The organism is Leuconostoc sp. UCMA20149, assembly GCF_030400235.1.
Taxonomy (GTDB): domain Bacteria; phylum Bacillota; class Bacilli; order Lactobacillales; family Lactobacillaceae; genus Leuconostoc; species Leuconostoc pseudomesenteroides.
The window spans coordinates 32,606-52,384 of the sequence record NZ_VJYC01000003.1; the positions used below are offsets into that span (position 1 = coordinate 32,606).

Here is a 19,779-nt window from a genome sequence, read left to right on the forward strand (position 1 = left end):
ACCGCAAATGGTTTTGATTGTTCTTTATATTTGGAGGAGAAAATGCGGCTATGGGTAACCGGATATCGTAGTTATGAGCTTGGTACTTTTGGTGATCAAGATCCAAAAATTAAGGTAATTAAATTTGCCTTAAAGCAGGTATTAAAGGCGCAATTAGATGAAGGGTTAGAGTGGGTTATTACTGGTGGTCAGTTGGGAATTGAACAGTGGGTAGTGTCAGTCGTTCAAGAGTTAAAAAATGATTATCCAGATTTAAAAGTTGCTATGATGTTTCCTTTCAAAAATTTTGGAAATCAATGGCAGTCATCTAATCAAGAAAAGTTGCGAGACTTAATCACACAGAGTGACTTTGCAGAGAGTGTCTCTACACAAGAGTATCAAGGTGCGAGTCAGCTTAGATCTTATCAACAATTCATGCTGTCACACACCGATGGCGCTTTATTAGTTTACGATGCAGACTACCCAGGGAAAACACAATTTGATAGTCAAATTATTCAGGTATATCAACAAAAAACGCCTTATCCATTGACCCAAATTGACATGTTAGCATTACAAGATTATGCGACGGATTACGAGGAGCAACGTATAGAAAATATAATATTTGATGAATAATTGTTCATTTTTCTTGTAATTCTGAGAATTTATTGGTAATATAAATTAAGTTAAAAAATTAAACGAGGTGTTTCTTGTGGAACAAGTAAAATACACGCAAAAAGATATTTTAGAACGTGTTTTTAAACAAAAGCGCATGGGCGTTGGATATGATCCCGCCGATGTTGACAGCTTTTTAGATGATATCATCAAAGACTACGGTGCCTTTGGTGGACGTGTTGAACAACTTCAAGGTGAAGTCGCACGTTTGCAGACAGCGCTAAAAGATGCGCAGGATCAATTAGTTCTTGTCAAACAACAGAGCGTTCGAGCTGCAAATGTTACGCCTGCGCCTGTTGTTGAGACAGTAGCACCTGTTGTTACACCTGAAGTAAAACCGGTTGCACCTTCAGCTAATACTGTGACTAATCTTGATTTGATTAAACGTGTTGCTAACTTGGAACGAGCTGTTTTTGGCCGTGACCATTCTGAAAATGCGTAAGATATAATTCGCACTATATAAGTATCGGGTAATTGCGCGTCATATTTCTGGCGTGAGGAAGGTCCATGCTCGCACACTCTGAGATGGGTGTAGTGTTTGTGCCGGGATAAAGAATAAACCCGGGGACAGCAATGTTACGGCGATCGAAAAGGCTAAGGTTTCTAGCTATGTCTGAATAGATACGAAGGTGCCATAGAAACGTATATGTCAGTGAAAATTGACATTTGAGACGAGGTAAACCCCACAAGCGGGCAACCCAAACTTTTGGTAGGGGCGGCTAATCTAGTGAAACGAAACGATGATTGGTATGGTTTGAGCAATTGAACTTAGATAGATGATTACCGAAGGTGATATGTACCTGCATATCACTGGAACAAAACATGGCCTACAGATACTTATATCAGGTGAGCTCGCTTCGGCGAGTTTTTTTAATGAATAAAAAATAATAATATGCAGTTATTATTTGTATAAACAGAAAATATTATTGCATAAAAATTCATTATCGCGTAAACTGTTATTATTGTGATACAACACAAGGAGAGATTCGGATATGCAGAAAATAATTAAAAAAATAATGATTGTAACAATGCTTTCAATTATGTTAATGCCATTTGCAGGCATTTTAGGTCAAAGCAAGGTCAGCGCGGTAACCACTGATCCTGCTTTGACTAAAATTAAGAAGAAAGGCACATTAGTCATTGGTTTGTCAGCTGATTATGCCCCTTTTGAATTTCATGCGACCGTTAATGGTCGCGATCAAATTGTTGGTTTTGAAGTTGACATGGCTAAGCAAATAGCCGAGGACTTAGGCGTTAAGCCAGTTATTAAAGAAATGGGATTTGATGGTCTGATAGGTGCCCTACAAACCGGTAAAATCGACGTTATCATTTCAGGTATCAATGCAACACCGGAACGTGAACAAGTTGTTGACTTTTCGGAAGCGTATTTGAAACCATTACAAACGATAATGGTTCTCAAAAAGGATGCTAGCAAGTATTCGAGTAACTTGTCATCCTTTGCTGGTAAAAAAATTGGTGCTCAAAAACAAACAACTCAAGAAACTTATGTTCAAGATAACATGAGTAGCTCAACATTAGTTAGCCTGCAAAAAGTGCCTGATTTGGTTGCACAGTTATCGACTGGCAAAATAGCTGGAATTGTCTTGAATGAACCAATTTCTAAAGCATATACACAACAAAATAAAACTTTCAAAATTATTTATCCAAAGCCTGCTTCAGGTGAAGGGGCAGTTTCAGTGGCGATGCCCAAAAACTCACCAGTCTTGAAGTCAAAAATTAATGCTTCAATCACTAATATTGTAAAATCTGGAAAATTGGCGGCATATCAGAAAAAAGCCAATAAGTTAATGTTTGCTGATCAGTCTTTCTGGGCGAAGTACGGTAACTTATTTATTAAAGGCACATTGCTAACACTAGCGTTAGCTGCTATTGCTGTTGTGATTGGTGTTATATTAGGTACGGTATTTGCATTATTTAAGTTGTCACCTAATTTTATCCTAAAAGCAATTGGTAATATATATGTCGAATATGTCCGTGGCACGCCATTGCTTGTTCAGGCGTTTATGGTATTTTTCGGTACACAAGTGATTGGCTTTAACTTATCTGCTTTCGCGGCCGGTGCTTTAGCAATGGGATTAAATTCTGCCGCCTATGTGGCAGAAATCATCCGTTCCGGTATTAACTCCGTTGATAATGGTCAAAACGAAGCGGCTCGTTCATTAGGATTATCTAAAGGCAAGGCAATGCGCTATATTATTTTGCCACAAGCTGTTAAAAACATTTTGCCGGCTTTGGGTAATGAATTTGTGACAGTCATTAAGGAAGGATCTGTTGTATCCGTCATTGGTGTTGGTGAGTTGATGTTCCAAACGGGTGTTGTCCAAGGTGCATCTTTTAAGCCATTTTTCCCATTGGTGATTACATCATTAATCTACTTTGTCTTAACATTTGGTATTAGTCGTGCGTTGGGTTATGCTGAAAATCGTATGAACAAGACATCTCGTTAATATTATGAGCTATTAAAAAAGACTTGATTTTTGAAGTGAACCCAATAACTTTCCGAACAGATTTTTTATTCTGTCCAAGTTATTGGGTTCACTTCATTTTATAATCAGGTCTTTTTAGATTGCTTTTGCTTTTAATTTTGGAATGGTGAGCATGACACTGAGGCTAATCAGATACAAGACAGATAGAAATCCCATGACGATGACCAATGAATAGCGATCCATTAGAAAACCGATGAGAACACTTGAGAATCCGCCCACTGCACGACCAAAATTCATGATGGTATTATTGGCAGTGGCGCGAATTTCCGTGGGGTATAAATGGCCCATAATTGCACCATAGCCACCATACATACCATTTGCAAAGAAACCAACTAACATTTGTGCTAGAAGTAATTCTACTTTGTTTGATGCCATTGTTAACACAAAAACTGCGAGTGCTGAAGCAATTAGAAATATAGTATAAGCGCGTCTTGCGCCAAATTTATCCATAATGGCGCCAAAGGTTAACATGCCAAGGCTCATACCAATTATTGTGGCGATCATCCATAGGGACGAACTTGAAGCACTTAGTCCAATTCGCTTTTGCATGATGGAAGGCAACCAATTCATAAGTCCAAAGTAGCCAGCAATTTGAACCATGACCATAATCATTAAAGCGATTGTTTGCCATGCTTGTGCTGGTGTTGCAAATAGTGCCGCAATTGAACCAGGACGATACTCAGTGCTGGTTTGTTTAGCTTTCATATCGGTGAATACTTTACTTTCCGATAGGTGTCGGCGAATAAAAAAAATCAAGATGACTGGGACTAAACCAAAAACATAAAGCGCGTGCCAACCAAACATTGGCAAAATTACGGCTGCCAAAATAGCTGCTAATATGGCGCCAGCTTGACCACCAATAGCTGAAAGAGAAGTCACTTTGGCAATGGCTCTTTTGGGAAAACTTTCGGCAATAATAGCCATTCCAGAACCATATTCGCCGCCGGCACCTATCCCAGCCAAAAAACGCAAGACATAGACCCAATAGACATTCTTGGCAAAAAACATTAACGCAGTTGCGATTGCAAAAATCCAGATAGTGTATGTAAAGACTTTTACTCGGCCATACTTGTCAGCTAATATGCCGAAAAAGAGACCGCCAATCAGCATACCTAAGTTTGTGATTGATGATATCAGGCCAGCTGCTGCGCCTGAGATATGCAAATCAACAATCATGGATGATAGTGTAAAAGATAAAAACATTACATCCATGTTTTCCAACCCGAAACCTGCTGCAGTCGAAGCAATTACCTTTTTTTGGTAACCACTAAAGTGATGCGCGTTGAGCGGGGACATACCAGTTTGTTGCATATTAATTCTCCTTGAAATGATTACTCACAGGTAATCTTTATTTGCTGGTTAGAATTATCGACGTCTTGTGATAGTTCAAACGATTTGATTATACGCTTAATTTTTTGTCAGTGCAACCGGGCAATATAAAAACAACCACTTGGGTGTGTACCCTCGAAGTGGTTGTTTTGTAGTTGAATTTAATATTCAAAAGTCACGCGGACGCCCTCAGGAATAGCGAAGTCTTTTTGCAAAAGTGACAGTTCGCCAGACTCGCTGTCACGACCGTATAATGATACATTATCTGTATCTTGGTTAGCAACAACTAAGAATTGTTCGTCTTTGTCCCAATTCATATCACGTGGAAATTCCCCCTCAGTGCTAATAAGTTGGGTGCGCTCAATTTCTGCGCCAAGATTTGAAACTTTGAACACGGCAACTGAATTATGCCCACGGTTTGAGGCATAGATGTAGTGTCCGTCCTTGCTCAAACGAAGAGCTGCTGATCCGTTATGTTCTGTCCAGTCTGTTGGTATTGTAGAGGCAGTTTGAACGTGTTCAAAAGAGCCATCTTCAGAATTATACTTCAGCACGCTCAGCAAACTTGACAATTCTCCAAGTAAGTAGGCGTATTGACCATCTGGTGAGAAGCGAATATGTCTTGGACCAAAACCAGCTTCAGTTTTGAAGCGTGACGCTTCAGTCAGTTTGCCATCATCAGAAACATCAAAAGTAATGACTTCGTCAGCACCAAGATCCACAGCAACTAACCGATTATCTGGTGTTAAATTGCTGAAGTGAATGTGTGATGAACCTTGTTCTGGGCGCGGACCGGAACCTTCATTTTGCCATTGATCAGTTAATGTCAAATTACCATCAGCATTAATATGATAAACTTCCACAGTACCGCGGTGATAGTAGCCAGCGTACACTAATTGGCGTGCTTCATCAACGCCAATATAGGCTGGAGCAGATCCTTCACTGAGTTGTGAATCAATTTCAGCCAGCGGACGTACAGAGTTATCAAAGGTGACAACACCACCTTGACCATCACGATTTTCAACCGCGTAAACCTTATTTGCCTTTGAAACTGCAAGGTAGGTTGGGTTAGTGAGTTCACCAACAAGTGTCGGATTTTGTAAAAGCTTTTTCTCAGTATCAAGTTCCGCTTCATACAATCCCTTTGAGATTCTTTTTGTGTAGGTGCCAAACAAAATTTTATAAATTGCCATGATAGGACTCCTTTAAAATGTCTAAATTTATTATACTCGAATGTAAGCCTTTTCACAAATTTCTTTGTCGACATGGCTGATAATAAGCCAGAAAAGCATGATGAGACATCACGGTTCTGGCTGGCAACACGATTGTTATTTCTATGGTAGAATAATAATAAACGTGATGAATCGGGGAATATTTATGTTAAAAGACCAAGAACAACAGTCATGGTATAGGCGATGGTTTTCTGGCAACAACTTACTCAATGGACTCATTGTCATACTACTAATTTTGTTGATTATTTTTCTGGCTTGGCAGGTTCGATTTGTTTTTGAACCAATGCGAGCTTTATTTACGGCAGTAGGTGCCCCAATCATCATTGCAGGGGTTTTATATTATTTGCTAAGCCCATTGGTAAATTTGTTGGAAAAGCATGTTCATTTACCTAGAAAGTTGTCAATTGGCATTGTATTGATTGCACTTTTAGCAGTTATTGCTGGCGTGATTGTTGCTGTTTACATGGTATTGCGCACGCAAGTTGTATCATTTATTGATAATTGGCCACAATATTGGCGCACGAGTGAACGTTTTATTAATGATACATTTGCTTCTGATCAATTTAAATATATTCGTGATTACCTAAATCATACGAATGCTGATATCAACCAAAATGTGATTGACTGGAGTAAAAAGTATTTGACAAGCGGTGTCGCTGGTATTAGTTCGTTTGCGTCGACATTGACTTCAATTGGTGTCACTATGGTGTCTACGCCATTTATTCTTTATTATATGTTACTTGATGGGCATAAATTTTCGGCCGTTGTGGCTGATAAATTTCCACAAAAAGCACAAATATCAGTTTATCATTTATTGAGAGAAGTAAGCTCGCAAGTGGCACAATACATTCGTGGACAACTTGGTGTTGCTTTAGCGGTTATCATTATGTTCTCGATTGGTTACACCGTCATCGGATTGCCGTATGGTATATTATTGGCTTTAATGGCTGGCTTCTTTAATATGATCCCGTATGTGGGATCTATTCTTGCCCAAGTACCGGTATTTACAGTAGCGTTAATTGCTGGTGGGCCAAAATTGTTGATTTTGGCGATAATCGTTTTGGTAATCGAACAGCCAATAGAGGGGCATGTTATTGCACCAAAAATTCTAGGTGAAGCGTTATCTATTCATCCTGTCACAGTTATCGTCGTATTGCTAAGTGGCGGTCATATCTTTGGTGTACTAGGTGTTGTGCTAGGCGTTCCAGCATACGCTGTTGTTAAAGTTCTTGTCACGCACATTTACGAGTGGTGGCGACATAATTCAGAATTGTTTAAAGTGGAAGGAACCGTTGAAAAATGACTAATCATGTTGTTTTATTTGAACCCTTAATGCCTGCTAATACAGGTAACATTGCGCGTACAACTGCTGGTACGGACGCTGTTTTACATTTAATTGAGCCTCTAGGTTTTGATTTAGATGACAAACATGTTAAGCGGGCTGGTCTCGATTATTGGGACCACGTGCAATTGGTAAGGCATCCAAGCTTGCCGGATTTTTTGGAAACGTTGGCATCTACGGATCATTTGTATCTGGTTTCTAAATTTGCGAACCAAGATTATACAGAGCCTGATTATACAAAGACAGATGGGGATAATTACTTCCTATTTGGTAAAGAAACGACTGGTTTACCAGAAGTATTTATGCGTCAAAATCCAGAAAAGGCCATTCGGATTCCACAAGATGACACCCATATACGATCATTGAATTTATCAAATACTGTTGCCATTGTGATTTATGAGGCGCTACGCCAACAGTCGTTTCCCAATCTTGATACTGTTCATACCTACGAACAAGATAAACTGAAATAGGGGGTTGACGTCACTAAAAAAACTTGTTATGATTATATAGTTGTTTCAACAGCGAAATAACAAAGACCATGGCTCGTTGGTCAAGTGGCGAAGACGCTGCCCTTTCACGGCGGAATCGAGAGTTCGATTCTCTCACGAGCTACTAAAAGTCGCAACTTCGGTTGCGGCTTTTTGTGTTTCATTGTTGAAATTTTCCGACCCCGTTTACAGTTAAGCAATTCTTAAGAATTCGAGATGAACACGCGTTCGTATTTTAAACATGATAAAATAGAGCGTTAGTAATATATTGAGGTAATAGTTTTGGCGACCAGAAAAACAACCAGAAAACGACGAACTACGAGTTCACGTGCAAAAAAACAGCAACACCCACTTGCTAGAAATTTGACGTTATTAATTAGCGCTATTCTAGGTGTTTTGGGTACTTTTAAGCTGGGCTTGATTGGTATTTTTGTAGCAAATATTTTCCGCTTTTTCTTTGGTAACATTTACCTAGCAATTATTGTCCCCTTAACAATCGGTGTACTATATTATATGCTCATGCGGAAGTTGCCGAAAGTTGCTGGGCATTTTTGGATAGGAGCCAGCATGGCATTTGTTGCCATTGAAGTTATTTCCTCTTTACTGTTCTTCACCTATACGCTGCAAGATGGTACCGGATATGTAAATGAAGTCATTCGCATTATTAAACAAGATTTTGTTAACCAATCAGCTAACACCCCAGTTGGTGGTGGCGTGATTGGTGCTGTAGTGTACCATGTTTTGTTCATGTTAATGTCAAATGTTGGTACTTGGATTGTCACAACTCTGTTATTATTCGCTGGTGTGATTATCTTTTTCCGAATTCCAGCACGTGATATTGCTGAAAAAAGTGTTGAAAAAGCGCAAGAGGGTGTGGCCTATATTCAGGAACAAAGGGCTAACGCGCCAAAACGCGAGCCACTATTTAAAAGAAATACCCGTAAAAAAGATATTACCGATTATGGTGACAATCCTTTGGGTGTTGATCATTCAACTACGTCAGAAGTAGCTAATCAGGCTGACAATATAAATGAAGATGTCTCTCAACCTCAAACGCATGAATTTATTGAACCAGAAATCAAGTGGAATGGACCAGTGCCGACTGATGATGACAAACCATCAGATGAATTGCCTCAATCCGATCCAAAAGGGTCACAGGGCGACGAAGAGGTTTCACTAGCGACCGATACACCAGAAGCAAATAATCCAGACTATCAGCTGCCGTCAGCAGACTTGTTAACACAGGTACCTCCGGCGGATCAAACAAAAGAATTTAAAAGTTTGACTGAGAAGTCACGCCTAGTTCATGACACATTACAAAGTTTTGGTGTGGAAGCTGAAGTGACAAGTGTGTCGTTGGGGCCAACTGTTACGCAGTATGAATTAAAACCCGGACAAGGGGTTAAAGTGAATCGTATAGCCAATTTAGCAGATGATTTGGCGTTAGCACTAGCAGCTAAATCAATACGTATAGAGGCACCAATTCCAGGGAAACCATATGTTGGTATTGAAGTACCAAATGATACACAGGCAACTGTTGGGTTCCGAGATATGATTGAACATGCACCGTTTGATGATAATCCATTAAATGTGCCACTTGGGAGAGATGTTACTGGTAATATTATTATGGCCGATTTATCAGCCATGCCACATTTATTAATTGCCGGTTCAACAGGATCTGGTAAATCTGTGGGTCTCAACGGCATTATCATTTCAATTCTACTTCGTGCTAAGCCAAATGAAGTTAAATTGATGATGGTTGATCCGAAGGTAGTTGAATTATCGATTTATAATGGCATTCCACATTTGCTGACACCAGTTGTTTCTGAACCAAGAAAAGCTGCCAAATCATTGCAAAAAGTAGTTGACGAAATGGAAAATCGTTATAAATTGCTGGCACAGTTTGGCAAACGTAATATTGGTGAATATAACGCTGCAGTTGATAAACAAAATGCTGATGCCGTTGAAACAGGTGAGCCGATTATGCAAAAAATGCCATATATCGTCGCAATTGTCGATGAGTTTGCAGATTTAATGAGCACGGTTGGTAGTGAAATTGAGGTTTCGATTGCCCGATTAGGTGCCAAAGCCAGAGCAGCTGGCATTCATATGATTTTGGCTACTCAGCGTCCAGATGTTAAAGTAGTCAATGGTACTATCAAAAGTAACATTCCTGGTAGAATTGCTTTCAGAACGGCTTCAGGCATTGATTCACGTACGATTTTGGATAGTAACGGTGCAGAAAAGTTGTTAGGCAGAGGGGACATGATTTTTGCGCCACCTGGCAAGCCCACACAGCGTGTGCAAGGTGCTTTCATTAGTAACGCTGATGTTACTAGTGTGGTAGAATTTGTTAAAGCACAGCAAGAGGTTCAATATTCTGAAGCTATGACAGTGACAGACGAAGAAGTTGCTCAAGATAGTAGTGATATGTCGGATGGTAATAGTGAGGATGAATTGTTCCAAGACGCATTACAATTTGTGATTGAACAACAAAAGGCATCGACTTCGTTATTACAACGACGATTTAGGATTGGCTATAATCGAGCTGCACGCCTAATTGATGACTTAGAAGCAAGTGGCTATATCGGCCCAGCTGATGGTTCAAGACCGCGACATGTCAATGTTTCGGATGGCAGTTCTGGTATCGAACAGTAAAGAAAAATTGACTTAAAATAAGAGGAGATTAGTATAATGGCATTATCAAAAGAACAAATAGCAGCCTTACAAAACGTGTATGACAATGGTATTCTTGATCACGACGACGTTGCCCATGATGCTTTGAAGCAGGTGTTGGTCGATTTGAAAAAATAAATGCTTAAAGTCTTGATTGCGTGATAAAAAGTACTGACTGTCAGTGAGAAGATGACAGTCAGTACTTTTTTAGTATGCAACGTATATGATTCGAATAATCAAAATGGTCATTGTTGATCATTTTTGACTAAATGCTTAGCTTGGTATCGTTTGCTTAACCCAAAGATCGTCATTATTCCTAATAAGATGTTAAGTAACAATGACAAAATATGCTCTGATACAGCAGTTTTCGGTAAAATGTTAACATTGTGTCGATTATCACTTGAAATATTTTTATGAATAGCGGCACTTGTCATAATATTGTTTGTAGCAATATTCAACTTGTAAGGAGTTGTTGCTTTATTTGTTTGTGGCATAGTTGACAAAGATAATGTGAGTTGATTAGATTTTTTACCTATTGGGTGAGTGTTGAGACTTTCTTTTTCTTGCTTGTACTGCAATTTAGTATTCTTATATTTAATCTGTGCTTCATATTGATTTTGAGAGGCTGTTTTTAGAGCTGTGACGGCCTTATTGTAGTCGGATTCTGCTTGTTCAACCTTTTTTTGTGCCATAGTCAATGCCTTGTCAACCCCTGTTAAAACAGATAACTGATTTCGTAAATCTGTTAATTGATTGAGATCGTCATTTAAATGACTGGCATCGGTTGCCAATTTTCTTTGTGCCATTGTAAGCGTGTTTTGTTGATTTTCTAAATTTTGCGTTGCCGTTGGCAGCACCGCACTTAATTCGACCAATTTATTTTTAAGATCACTAAGATGCGACTGCTTGACTAGAATAATTTCGTTAAGATTATCTACCGTGTCCTGTGCTTGCTTTTGAAGTTGCTGATTAGCTGCTAAAGTGGCACGGTCTGTGTCAAGTTTTTCTTGCGCTTGATCCAATTCATTTTGGTATTGCGTTAGCTTGTTTTTGGCGACTGTTAATTTTTCTTGCTGTGCAAGGTAGTCGTTTTTTGCTGTGACTAAATTTTTTGCTACCTTGGCCAAATCGACGGTTGCTTGTGATAATTTTGATTGGTCAGCTGTGAGCTTTTTGTTGGCTGTTGCTAAATCAATAGTAACCTTATTAAGAGTGGTAGTCGCTGTGGTTACGGCTGACTGCAACATGCCATCCAATGAATCGGCAATACCTGCCGATTCATTGGAAATAGTTAAAGCGGAGGAACTGTTGATTTGGCTGCCATCTTCATAGAAATTGAAGGCGATATTATAACCACCGGCTGCATTAACTAGTTTTGGAGAAATAATTGATAATGACATATAAGTAGACAAGGAATAGCCATCCTGTGGATTATAACCATTTAAGAAATTCTTAAGATGACCCCAATCAGATGGCGCGTCATTCCAAAGCATTGCAATAATAATGTTTGCAAGATTTGCTTTAGCAACCAGCATTGTATCATCGCCAACTGCCATTTCGCCATTTTCAACTTTGACATATTGATCGTATATGCCAGCATTTTGTCCAGAGCCGCGTTGACCAATGATGTCATCAATATCTTTATCAGCATCGATGTGTGCATAGGTTGTATTTGTTTTTGCGCGATCTAATGCCATTGCCTGACCAGCCTTTAGAGTTAAGCTATTCATGTTGAGTGAGGGCAAACCAACCTCATTTCTCACTGAATTAATTAATTTTAGTGCATAGGCAGTTAATTCTTGCGTTTGTTGTGAATCTAAGACGCCATTTTGATCAAATTGTAATTTTGGAGATGAATCTTTGCTGCTATCGACCATGTAAAAACGGTCAACGAATCCTGAACCATCAAGAGGTACATTATAGGCAATGGATTCTCCGTCGCTCAAATACATAGTGACAGCAGTTGAACGATGTTGATTCAATTTTTCTTGATAAGGAATCGGCATAATTACTTGAGTTGGTAATTGTGATTCATCTGTTAGCATACCTTCGTTGGCGTTATCTGATTGTTTAACTGCTGCGTTACGATCAAATTCCTCGTGAGCAGATAATTTTTGTTGTGCTTCGGTCAAATTGTGTTTAGCTAATTCAAGTGATGAATTCAGCTGGTTAACGACATTTTGATCATTGACGACTTTATCACTAATTAACTTAGTGTTGGCATTACTTGAGTCCTCTAAATCTTGAGTATGATCCAAAATTGTTTTAGCAGCGTTAACAATATTTGTAGCTTCTTTGACAATGTTGGTTTGGTTTGAAATGTTGTTTTGGATTGTCGTGACATTATTTTCGACTTCAGCGACTCTTGTTTTACTGTTAGACACGGCTTGTGTTGCTTGGTTTAAGTCTTCGGCCACTGATTTGACATTTAAATGATCAACTTCATTTTGAGCATCATTTACCAGTTTCTGTTGTAATTCAATCTGTGTTTGCTTAGCAGAAACATTATTTTGAGCATCATTTACATCTTTTTGGGATTGTTGAACTGCCATTTCATCACTTTGGACAGTTTGTTTATCACGAGGAATGACGGTGTTGGACATATTATCAACGGCTGTTGAAGTTGTGGTAATGGTTTCAGATGTCGCTTGCTTTTTTTGCTGCTGAACGGCTGTTAACTGTTGTTTAGCGGTTTCTAGGTTCGCTTTGGATTGATTGACAGCCTGTTGCGATTCGTTTTTATCTTGCGTTGTTTGCTGAACTGCAATTTTCGCCTTTTGAATGTCACCTTCAGACGTTGCGGTTTTCTGATTCCCAACAGTTTGTTGTTGCGTAACAGCATCAGCATTAACGCTATTTTCAGGTTCCAAACATAATGTTGTGCTGATTGCTGCGGCAGTAACGCCAGCAATTAGCCAATTTTTTCCTGATTTGTACATTTTTTTTTGCATAATATTTCCCTCCAATATTCACATCATTAATTTTAGTTGTTATTGTGACTGAGAAATTAATGTTATTTTCTGCTTTTTGAAATAAAATGTTATAATGCATAATTTGCAAATTAAATTGCAAAAATTCTAAAAAAGTGCTAAGATTATTTTTAGAAACTTTGATGAGGACAACTTGATTGCTGTGCGTTTAAAGAGAGTTCATGTTTGGTGGAAATGAACAACGTAGGTTTGATAGACTACCTTTGAGTGATGATGAGTAGAATAGCGAAATTCATTCGGGTGACGCCGTTAGCTGTCATTTAAGTTGCATCTTAATGGTGCAGAACTTGGGTGGTACCACGGTAAAGCGTCCCTTTGAGTCTTTTGGCTCAGAGGGACGCTTTTTTCAAGCACTTAACAGGGTTTCAAAACGTAATTTGATATTTAATATGAAGAGGGAAAGTATATGACAGAAATTCAATTAACATTTCCAGATGGCGCTGTAAAATCTTTTGCAGCAGGTACAAAACCAATTGAGGTTGCAGCTGGCATTTCAAAGTCTCTGGCCAAAAAAGCGGTTTCCGCTAAGTTGAATGGTCAATATGTTGGCATGAATGATGCACTTGAAAATGATGGTGAATTCGCATTAATTACGACAAGCGATGATGAAGCGTTGGAACTTTTACGTCATTCAGCATCTCATTTGTTGGCGCAAGCCTTGAAACGCATTCCTAAGTTTGCCAATATGCACTTTGGTGTTGGACCATTTATTGATAATGGCTTTTATTATGACACTGATAACGGTTCAGGTAATCAAGTCTCAATTGACGATTTTGCAGAAATTGAAGCCATGATGCACAAGATTGTTGCAGAAGATTTGCCAATTGTATCACGCGAAATTTCACGTGACGAAGCGTTGACATTATTTAAAAATGATCCATACAAGATTGAACTCATTAATGATTTGCCAGCCGATGAGAAAATCACAATTGCTGTTCAAGGCGATCATGTTGAATTAGACAAAGGTGGACTTGTGCCATCAACAGGTTGGGTAAAACATTTCAAATTAACTTCAGTTGCTGGAGCCTACTGGCGTGGTAAATCATCTAATCCAATGATGCAACGTATTTATGGTATTGCTGAATGGAAACAAGCGGACGTCGATGCTGAGGTTAAACGCCGTGAAGAAGCTAAAGAACGTGATCATCGTACCATTGGCCGTGATCTAGACTTGTTCTTTACTAGTCAAGAAGTTGGATCTGGGTTGCCAGTGTGGTTACCAAATGGTGCAACTATTCGTCGACAAGTTGAACGTTATATTATCGACAAAGAATTAGCAAATGGCTACCAACATGTTTATACACCAGTGTTGTCGAACCTGAATTTGTATAAAACGTCGGGGCATTGGGATCACTACCGTGAAGATATGTTCCCACCAATGGATATGGGTGATGGCGAATTCCTAGAGTTGCGTCCAATGAATTGTCCTTCACATATTATGGTCTTCAAACATAAGCCACGATCATATCGAGAATTGCCCATGCGCATTGCAGAGCTTGGTATGATGCATCGTTATGAAAAATCAGGAGCTTTGACAGGATTGTCACGTGTTCGTGAAATGACTTTAAACGATGGGCATACATTTGTTGAACCCGAAAAGCTTGAAGAAGAATTTAAATCAATTTTGACAATGATGATGGAAGTTTATCGTGACTTTGACATCACTGACTATCGTTTCCGCTTGTCATATCGTGATCCTAAAAATACAGAAAAGTATTTCGATGATGATGACATGTGGGAAAAGTCTCAAGCACAATTGAAACGCGCAATGGATGATCTTAACCTTGATTACTTTGAAGCAGAAGGTGAAGCTGCCTTTTACGGTCCCAAGTTAGATGTCCAAACTAAGACAGCATTGGGTGGTGAGGAAACAATGTCAACCATTCAACTTGATTTTCTGTTACCAGAACGTTTCAACTTGACTTATATTGGTGCTGATGGACAAGATAACCATCGTCCGGTTATGTTACACCGTGGTATTGTGGGCACAATGGAGCGCTTTACAGCTTACTTGATTGAAATGTATAAGGGCGCTTTCCCAACATGGTTAGCACCACTACAAGTGCAAATCATTCCCGTGAATGTTGATGCGCATGGCGAGTATTCTCGAGATATTCAACAAAAGTTGCAAGCGGCTGGATTGCGTGCACATGTTGAAACTAAAGATGCCAAGATGGGTTATTTAATCCGAGAAGCACAAACAAACAAGATTCCATATACTTTGGTTCTAGGTGATTCTGAGGTTGATGGTCAAACTGTCACAGTCCGTAAATATGGAGAAGACAAGACACAAACCATGTCATTTGAAGATTTCCAAAACATCATATTGACTGATGTTTCACACTATTCGCGTGAAGTAAACGATTAACGATTGAAAAGTTCAATTATGGCGTTGTTATAAAAGCACCCTACGAATTTCGCAGGGTGCTTTGCAGTAAAAGGAGAATTAAAATATTAATATGTCAGAAACGAAAGAGAGTCATCAACCGCAGCAACATGGTCTAAAAAATCGACATGTGCAACTAATTGCTATTGGCGGCACAATTGGGACCGGTTTGTTTATGGGGGCTGGAAATTCCATTCATTTTGCCGGACCATCTATCCTGTTGGTTTATCTCATCATTGGTTTTTTTATGTTTGTGATGATGCGCGCTATTGGTGAGTTGTTATATGCGGATCCAACGCAACATACTTTTATCACCTTCATTACTAAATATATGGGGAATCGTGCTGGCTTTTTTGCGCGATGGTCTTATTGGCTAACAATTGTGTTTATGGGCATGGCCGAGTTGACTGCTGTTGCAAAATATATTCAGTTTTGGCTGCCAGATTTGCCAAGTTGGCTGATTCAAGTCGTGATTTTGTTATTGTTGACATGTGTTAATTTGGTGACGGTTGCTTTGTATGGTGAAACGGAATTTTGGTTTGCAATGATTAAAATCGTAGCTATTTTGGCACTGATTGTTACAGGTATCATCATGGCATTGACGGGCTTTAAAACAACGGTTGGTGATGTTGCATTCAGTAATGTTTGGCATCATTTTAGTCTTTTTCCAAATGGTGTTGGTAACTTTATTAATGCTTTTCAAATGGTGATGTTTGCCTTTGTTGGTATGGAATTTATTGGCATGACCACGGCAGAAACCGAGAATCCCCGTGCTGTCTTACCAAAAGCAATTAATCAAATTCCGTGGCGAATCTTGTTCTTTTATCTTGGTGCGTTATTTATTATCATGACGATTTATCCTTGGCAAAAAATTCCTGCTAATCAGAGTCCGTTTGTAATGGTATTCCAATTGGCTGGCATTAAATGGGCCGCAGCCTTGGTGAATTTTGTTGTATTAACTAGTGCTGCGTCGGCCCTCAATTCGGTGTTATTTAGTGCTAGTCGTAATTTTTACGCCTTGGCTTATCAGTCAAAAGCTTCATTTATAAAACCATTCCGCAAAATGTCTCATGCTAAATTACCAGTGAGAGCAATTTTGTTTACATCTCTAATGGTTGCATTTTCTGCAATTATTTCATTAATTCCAACAATCACCAATGCTTTTAGTTTCGTGACAAGTGCATCCACAGATCTGTTTTTGATGATCTATGTCCTCATTTTGATTGCCTACATGCGTTATCGTCAATCGAACGATTATATGTCGGATGGTTTCCTAGTGATTGCACCAAAAGTGCTTGTGCCAATGGCCATTGTATTTTTTGTTTTTGTGTTCATAACACTATTTTTCAATCCTGAATCCCGTGTTCCGGCGCTAGGGTCAACGATATGGCTCATTGTCTTTGGTCTCATTGCAATGAGACAACCTAAAACAATTAGCCTTGCAAAGTAAGTCTTAACGGCTTGCTTTTTTATTTTAAAAAGATATGATGAATGTTAGAATATGAAAAGGAAAAACTCATCATGGCTCATAAAAGAAAACTAAAGCGGTCCGAAGTTCCGGTGAATTTGACTTGGGACTTAACTGATATTTTTAAAACAAAAGCAGATTACGATAAAGTGTGTCAACAAACGACAGCTACAGTTAAACATTTTGCGGACTTTAAAGATCATCTGGGTGATAGTCCTCAAAATTTATTGTTGGCAACTGAAAAGTTAGTGAATGTGATCGACGTTAATATTGATAAAACTTAGGCTTATGCAGAACTTTTGTATGCTAGCGATATGACCAATCCAGTTGCCCAGCAAGTTAAGGGGGCATCTGAGGACCTCATGGCAACTTTTTACGCGGGGACAGCTTTTTATAAAATTGAAATATCAGGTATTAAATCCGATAAATTGAAGTCATATATGACGCAAGAACCAAAATTGTTAAATTATCAATTTTATTTTGACAGAATTCGTTTAAATAGTGCCCATCAATTAACAGCGACAGAAGAAAAATTACTGGGTACGTTAAACGCAACCCTTCAGAGTCCTAATGATATTTTTGACACGCTTAATGATATTGATTTGAATTTTGGCACATTGAAAGATGAAAATGGCGATGAAATTGAATTAACCATGGGGAATGCTTCGCAGTTTATTCAGTCGCAAAATCGCGACATCAGAAAAAAGGCTGTTGATATGATAGCGCATGCGCATATTAGCGTTTCGCACACCATGGCTAAACTTTATAATACCCACGTTCACAGTCAAAATACGATTACTGCGTTACGTGGCTATCACAGTGCGCGCTCACAGCAATTAGCACAAAATAACATTCCCGAAGCACTATATGACGTACTCATCAGTAAAACCCATGAACATATCAATACGGTTTACCGCTACTACGATTTAAGGAAAAAAGTGCTTGGGGTTGAGCAATTACATCATTATGACCTATCTGTATCATTAACTGGTAAAGATTTCTTGCCAACAACCTATGAAGAGGGAAAAAAGCTGGCACTAGAGGCATTGCAGCCACTTGGTGAGGATTACGTTAACCAAGTTAAAGAGGCATTAAATAATCGCTGGATTGATGTTGCAGAAAATGTCGGCAAGTCTTCTGGTGGTTTTGAAATTGGTATTGCAACAGTTCATCCGTATATTTTATTAAATTGGACAAATAAATTGTATAGCACTAATATTTTGGTGCATGAAATGGGTCACGCGATACACAGTGTCCGAAGTAATCAAACACAACCGGTTCAATATAGTGAAGCGGCAACTTTCAATGCCGAGATTGCTTCCACGCTCAACGAGATTTTATTGCAAAATTATTTGATCAAAAAATACCAAAATGACCGTGACGCGCAAATTTATTTGCGTACCAAATCAATTGCTACTTTTTTGGGAACGTTTGTTACTCAGGTAAAGTTTGCAGAATTTGAGCAACTAACATACCAAACAGAGCAAAATGGTCAAGCATTGTCTTTAACAGTATTGAATCAAATGGCGACACAATTAGAGCATCAATTCAATGGTGAGCAGATTGTTGATGATTTTCCGGATGACAGTTATGCTGTACATTTTGCCAGCGTGCCACATTTTTATTACAATTTCTATGTCTATCAATATGCGACATCGTATGCGGTGGCCAGTGCGATTGCCAATAAAATCTTGAGTGGCGATAAGCAAGTGCTAGATCATTATCATCTTTTTTTGGCTTCAGGCGGTGTCGATTATCCAGTTAATCTCATTAAATCGGTAGGGGTTGATATGGTTAGTGGCGAGTATCTTGATAGTGCTTTTGCGAATTTTGAAGATGATGTTAATACCCTAGAACGACTTTTTTCGACTAAGTAAAAACGACAATCAATAGTTGTGTCGTTGTCATGACAACGATATGGTAAAATAGAATTACTGAAATTGGAAGGAAAATGCGTCGCTGTTGCGGATTATGACCGGCGCAAACTCATCATGGCTTTTTTAATTGATTTTATTCTACATATTGATGCTCATATTGCTAATTTGGTGCAATCATTTGGTTTATGGACATATCTTATCTTATTCGCAGTTATTTTTATTGAAACTGGCGCAGTCATCATGCCCTTTTTACCTGGAGATTCCTTACTATTTGCTGCGGGTGCAATTGCTGCCACGCCGGCTGGACTCAATGCCGGACTAAATCATTGGGTGTTTATGTTTGTTTTCTTTTTTGCAGCCGTTTTGGGTGACTCTTTGAACTTTTGGATTGGCCGAACAGGTGGTTATCAGCTGATTCGGCACCCAATGATTGGGCGCTTCATTAAAGAGGAACATATTCGAGAAGCAGAGGGCTTTTTCGAGAAAAGGGGTGCGGTTGCCATCATTATTGCGCGTTACATGCCGATTGTGAGAACCTTTGTGCCGTTTGTGGCAGGTATTAGTCAGTTCCCGTATAGTCGCTTTTTGAAAAACAGCGTGATTGCTGCGTTTACGTGGAGTTTGATTGCCACGGGGGCAGGGTACTTGTTTGGCAATATTCCGTTTGTTAAGGCGCATTTTTCAATTATTATTTTAGGGATCGCCTTAGTAACATTGTTGCCAACGATTATTGGTATCATTCGTTCAGCGATGATTTCACGCCGACAAAAGAAGTTATCTAAAAAATAATATTTATCATAAAGCCACCTGATATACCACTATATCAGGTGGCT

14 protein-coding genes, 1 tRNA gene, 1 other RNA gene and 1 other annotated feature are annotated in these 19,779 nt (G+C 39.0%); of the genes, 13 read left to right on the forward strand and 3 right to left on the reverse strand.

All coding sequences use genetic code 11. The annotated features are described in order from the left end of the window. Positions 1 to 42: 42 nt before the first annotated feature. The 4 genes from FF105_RS03395 (at position 43) to FF105_RS03410 (ending at position 3,119) form a co-directional block, all read left to right on the forward strand. The gene (locus FF105_RS03395) at positions 43 to 612 is read left to right on the forward strand and encodes a DUF1273 domain-containing protein (protein WP_010279128.1); all 570 of its coding nucleotides are present in this window, start codon (positions 43 to 45) and stop codon (positions 610 to 612) included. A gap of 76 nt (positions 613 to 688) precedes the next feature. Further along, entirely contained in the window at positions 689 to 1,093 is a 405-nt protein-coding gene (locus tag FF105_RS03400; protein WP_010279131.1) for a DivIVA domain-containing protein, read from the forward strand. Positions 1,094 to 1,113: 20 nt separating this feature from the next. Continuing rightward, an RNA gene (gene rnpB / locus FF105_RS03405) (RNase P RNA component class B) lies at positions 1,114 to 1,486 on the forward strand. A 157-nt stretch (positions 1,487 to 1,643) separates the two neighbouring features. Further along, positions 1,644 to 3,119: an ABC transporter substrate-binding protein/permease gene (locus FF105_RS03410; protein ID WP_290046344.1), complete on the forward strand. Its 1,476-nt coding sequence runs from the start codon at positions 1,644 to 1,646 to the stop codon at positions 3,117 to 3,119. Positions 3,120 to 3,233: 114 nt separating this feature from the next. Here the strand turns inward: FF105_RS03410 and FF105_RS03415 are convergent, their stop codons facing one another. Both FF105_RS03415 and FF105_RS03420 read right to left on the reverse strand, forming a co-directional pair. Next, positions 3,234 to 4,469: an MFS transporter gene (locus FF105_RS03415; protein ID WP_147651300.1), complete on the reverse strand. Its 1,236-nt coding sequence runs from the start codon at positions 4,467 to 4,469 to the stop codon at positions 3,234 to 3,236. Positions 4,470 to 4,648: 179 nt separating this feature from the next. Further along, positions 4,649 to 5,680, reverse strand: a complete 1,032-nt coding sequence (locus tag FF105_RS03420) for a lactonase family protein (protein WP_010279140.1) — start codon at positions 5,678 to 5,680, stop codon at positions 4,649 to 4,651. Between the two features lie 184 nt (positions 5,681 to 5,864). Between FF105_RS03420 and FF105_RS03425 the strand changes: the two genes are divergently transcribed. The 4 genes from FF105_RS03425 to FF105_RS03440 all read left to right on the forward strand — a co-directional run bounded on the left by FF105_RS03425 (position 5,865) and on the right by FF105_RS03440 (position 10,207). Then, entirely contained in the window at positions 5,865 to 7,022 is a 1,158-nt protein-coding gene (locus tag FF105_RS03425; RefSeq protein WP_010279143.1) for an AI-2E family transporter, read from the forward strand. Continuing rightward, positions 7,019 to 7,531, forward strand: a complete 513-nt coding sequence (locus FF105_RS03430; RefSeq protein WP_010279146.1) for a tRNA (cytidine(34)-2'-O)-methyltransferase — start codon at positions 7,019 to 7,021, stop codon at positions 7,529 to 7,531. The genes FF105_RS03425 and FF105_RS03430 overlap by 4 nt, the downstream gene beginning before the upstream one ends. A gap of 70 nt (positions 7,532 to 7,601) precedes the next feature. Beyond that, positions 7,602 to 7,673: transfer RNA gene (locus FF105_RS03435), tRNA-Glu, on the forward strand. 158 nt (positions 7,674 to 7,831) lie between these two features. After that, positions 7,832 to 10,207, forward strand: coding sequence for an FtsK/SpoIIIE family DNA translocase (locus FF105_RS03440; RefSeq protein WP_010279150.1), 2,376 nt, complete (start codon positions 7,832 to 7,834; stop codon positions 10,205 to 10,207). 263 nt (positions 10,208 to 10,470) lie between these two features. On the opposite strand, the gene FF105_RS03445 is transcribed toward FF105_RS03440, so the two are convergent. Beyond that, on the reverse strand, positions 10,471 to 13,176 hold the full coding sequence (locus FF105_RS03445; RefSeq protein WP_290046345.1) for an SEC10/PgrA surface exclusion domain-containing protein: 2,706 nt from the start codon (positions 13,174 to 13,176) through the stop codon (positions 10,471 to 10,473). Between the two features lie 149 nt (positions 13,177 to 13,325). Next, positions 13,326 to 13,533: a binding site (T-box leader), on the forward strand. 88 nt (positions 13,534 to 13,621) lie between these two features. On the opposite strand from FF105_RS03445, the gene thrS reads away from it, so the two are divergent. The 5 genes from thrS (at position 13,622) to FF105_RS03470 (ending at position 19,735) form a co-directional block, all read left to right on the forward strand. After that, on the forward strand, positions 13,622 to 15,583 hold the full coding sequence (thrS, locus tag FF105_RS03450) for a threonine--tRNA ligase (protein ID WP_010279162.1): 1,962 nt from the start codon (positions 13,622 to 13,624) through the stop codon (positions 15,581 to 15,583). Between the two features lie 91 nt (positions 15,584 to 15,674). Continuing rightward, entirely contained in the window at positions 15,675 to 17,051 is a 1,377-nt protein-coding gene (locus FF105_RS03455) for an amino acid permease (protein WP_010279164.1), read from the forward strand. 71 nt (positions 17,052 to 17,122) lie between these two features. Further along, a complete protein-coding gene (locus FF105_RS03460) occupies positions 17,123 to 17,353 on the forward strand; it encodes a hypothetical protein (RefSeq protein WP_010279167.1) in 231 nt (76 codons plus the stop codon). A gap of 15 nt (positions 17,354 to 17,368) precedes the next feature. Next, complete coding sequence (locus tag FF105_RS03465) at positions 17,369 to 18,946, forward strand: M3 family oligoendopeptidase (protein ID WP_290046346.1); 1,578 nt, start codon at positions 17,369 to 17,371, stop codon at positions 18,944 to 18,946. Between the two features lie 114 nt (positions 18,947 to 19,060). Then, positions 19,061 to 19,735 carry a VTT domain-containing protein gene (locus FF105_RS03470; RefSeq protein ID WP_010279174.1) on the forward strand — a complete coding sequence of 225 codons (675 nt, stop codon included), beginning with the start codon at positions 19,061 to 19,063 and terminating at the stop codon, positions 19,733 to 19,735. Positions 19,736 to 19,779: the final 44 nt, after the last annotated feature.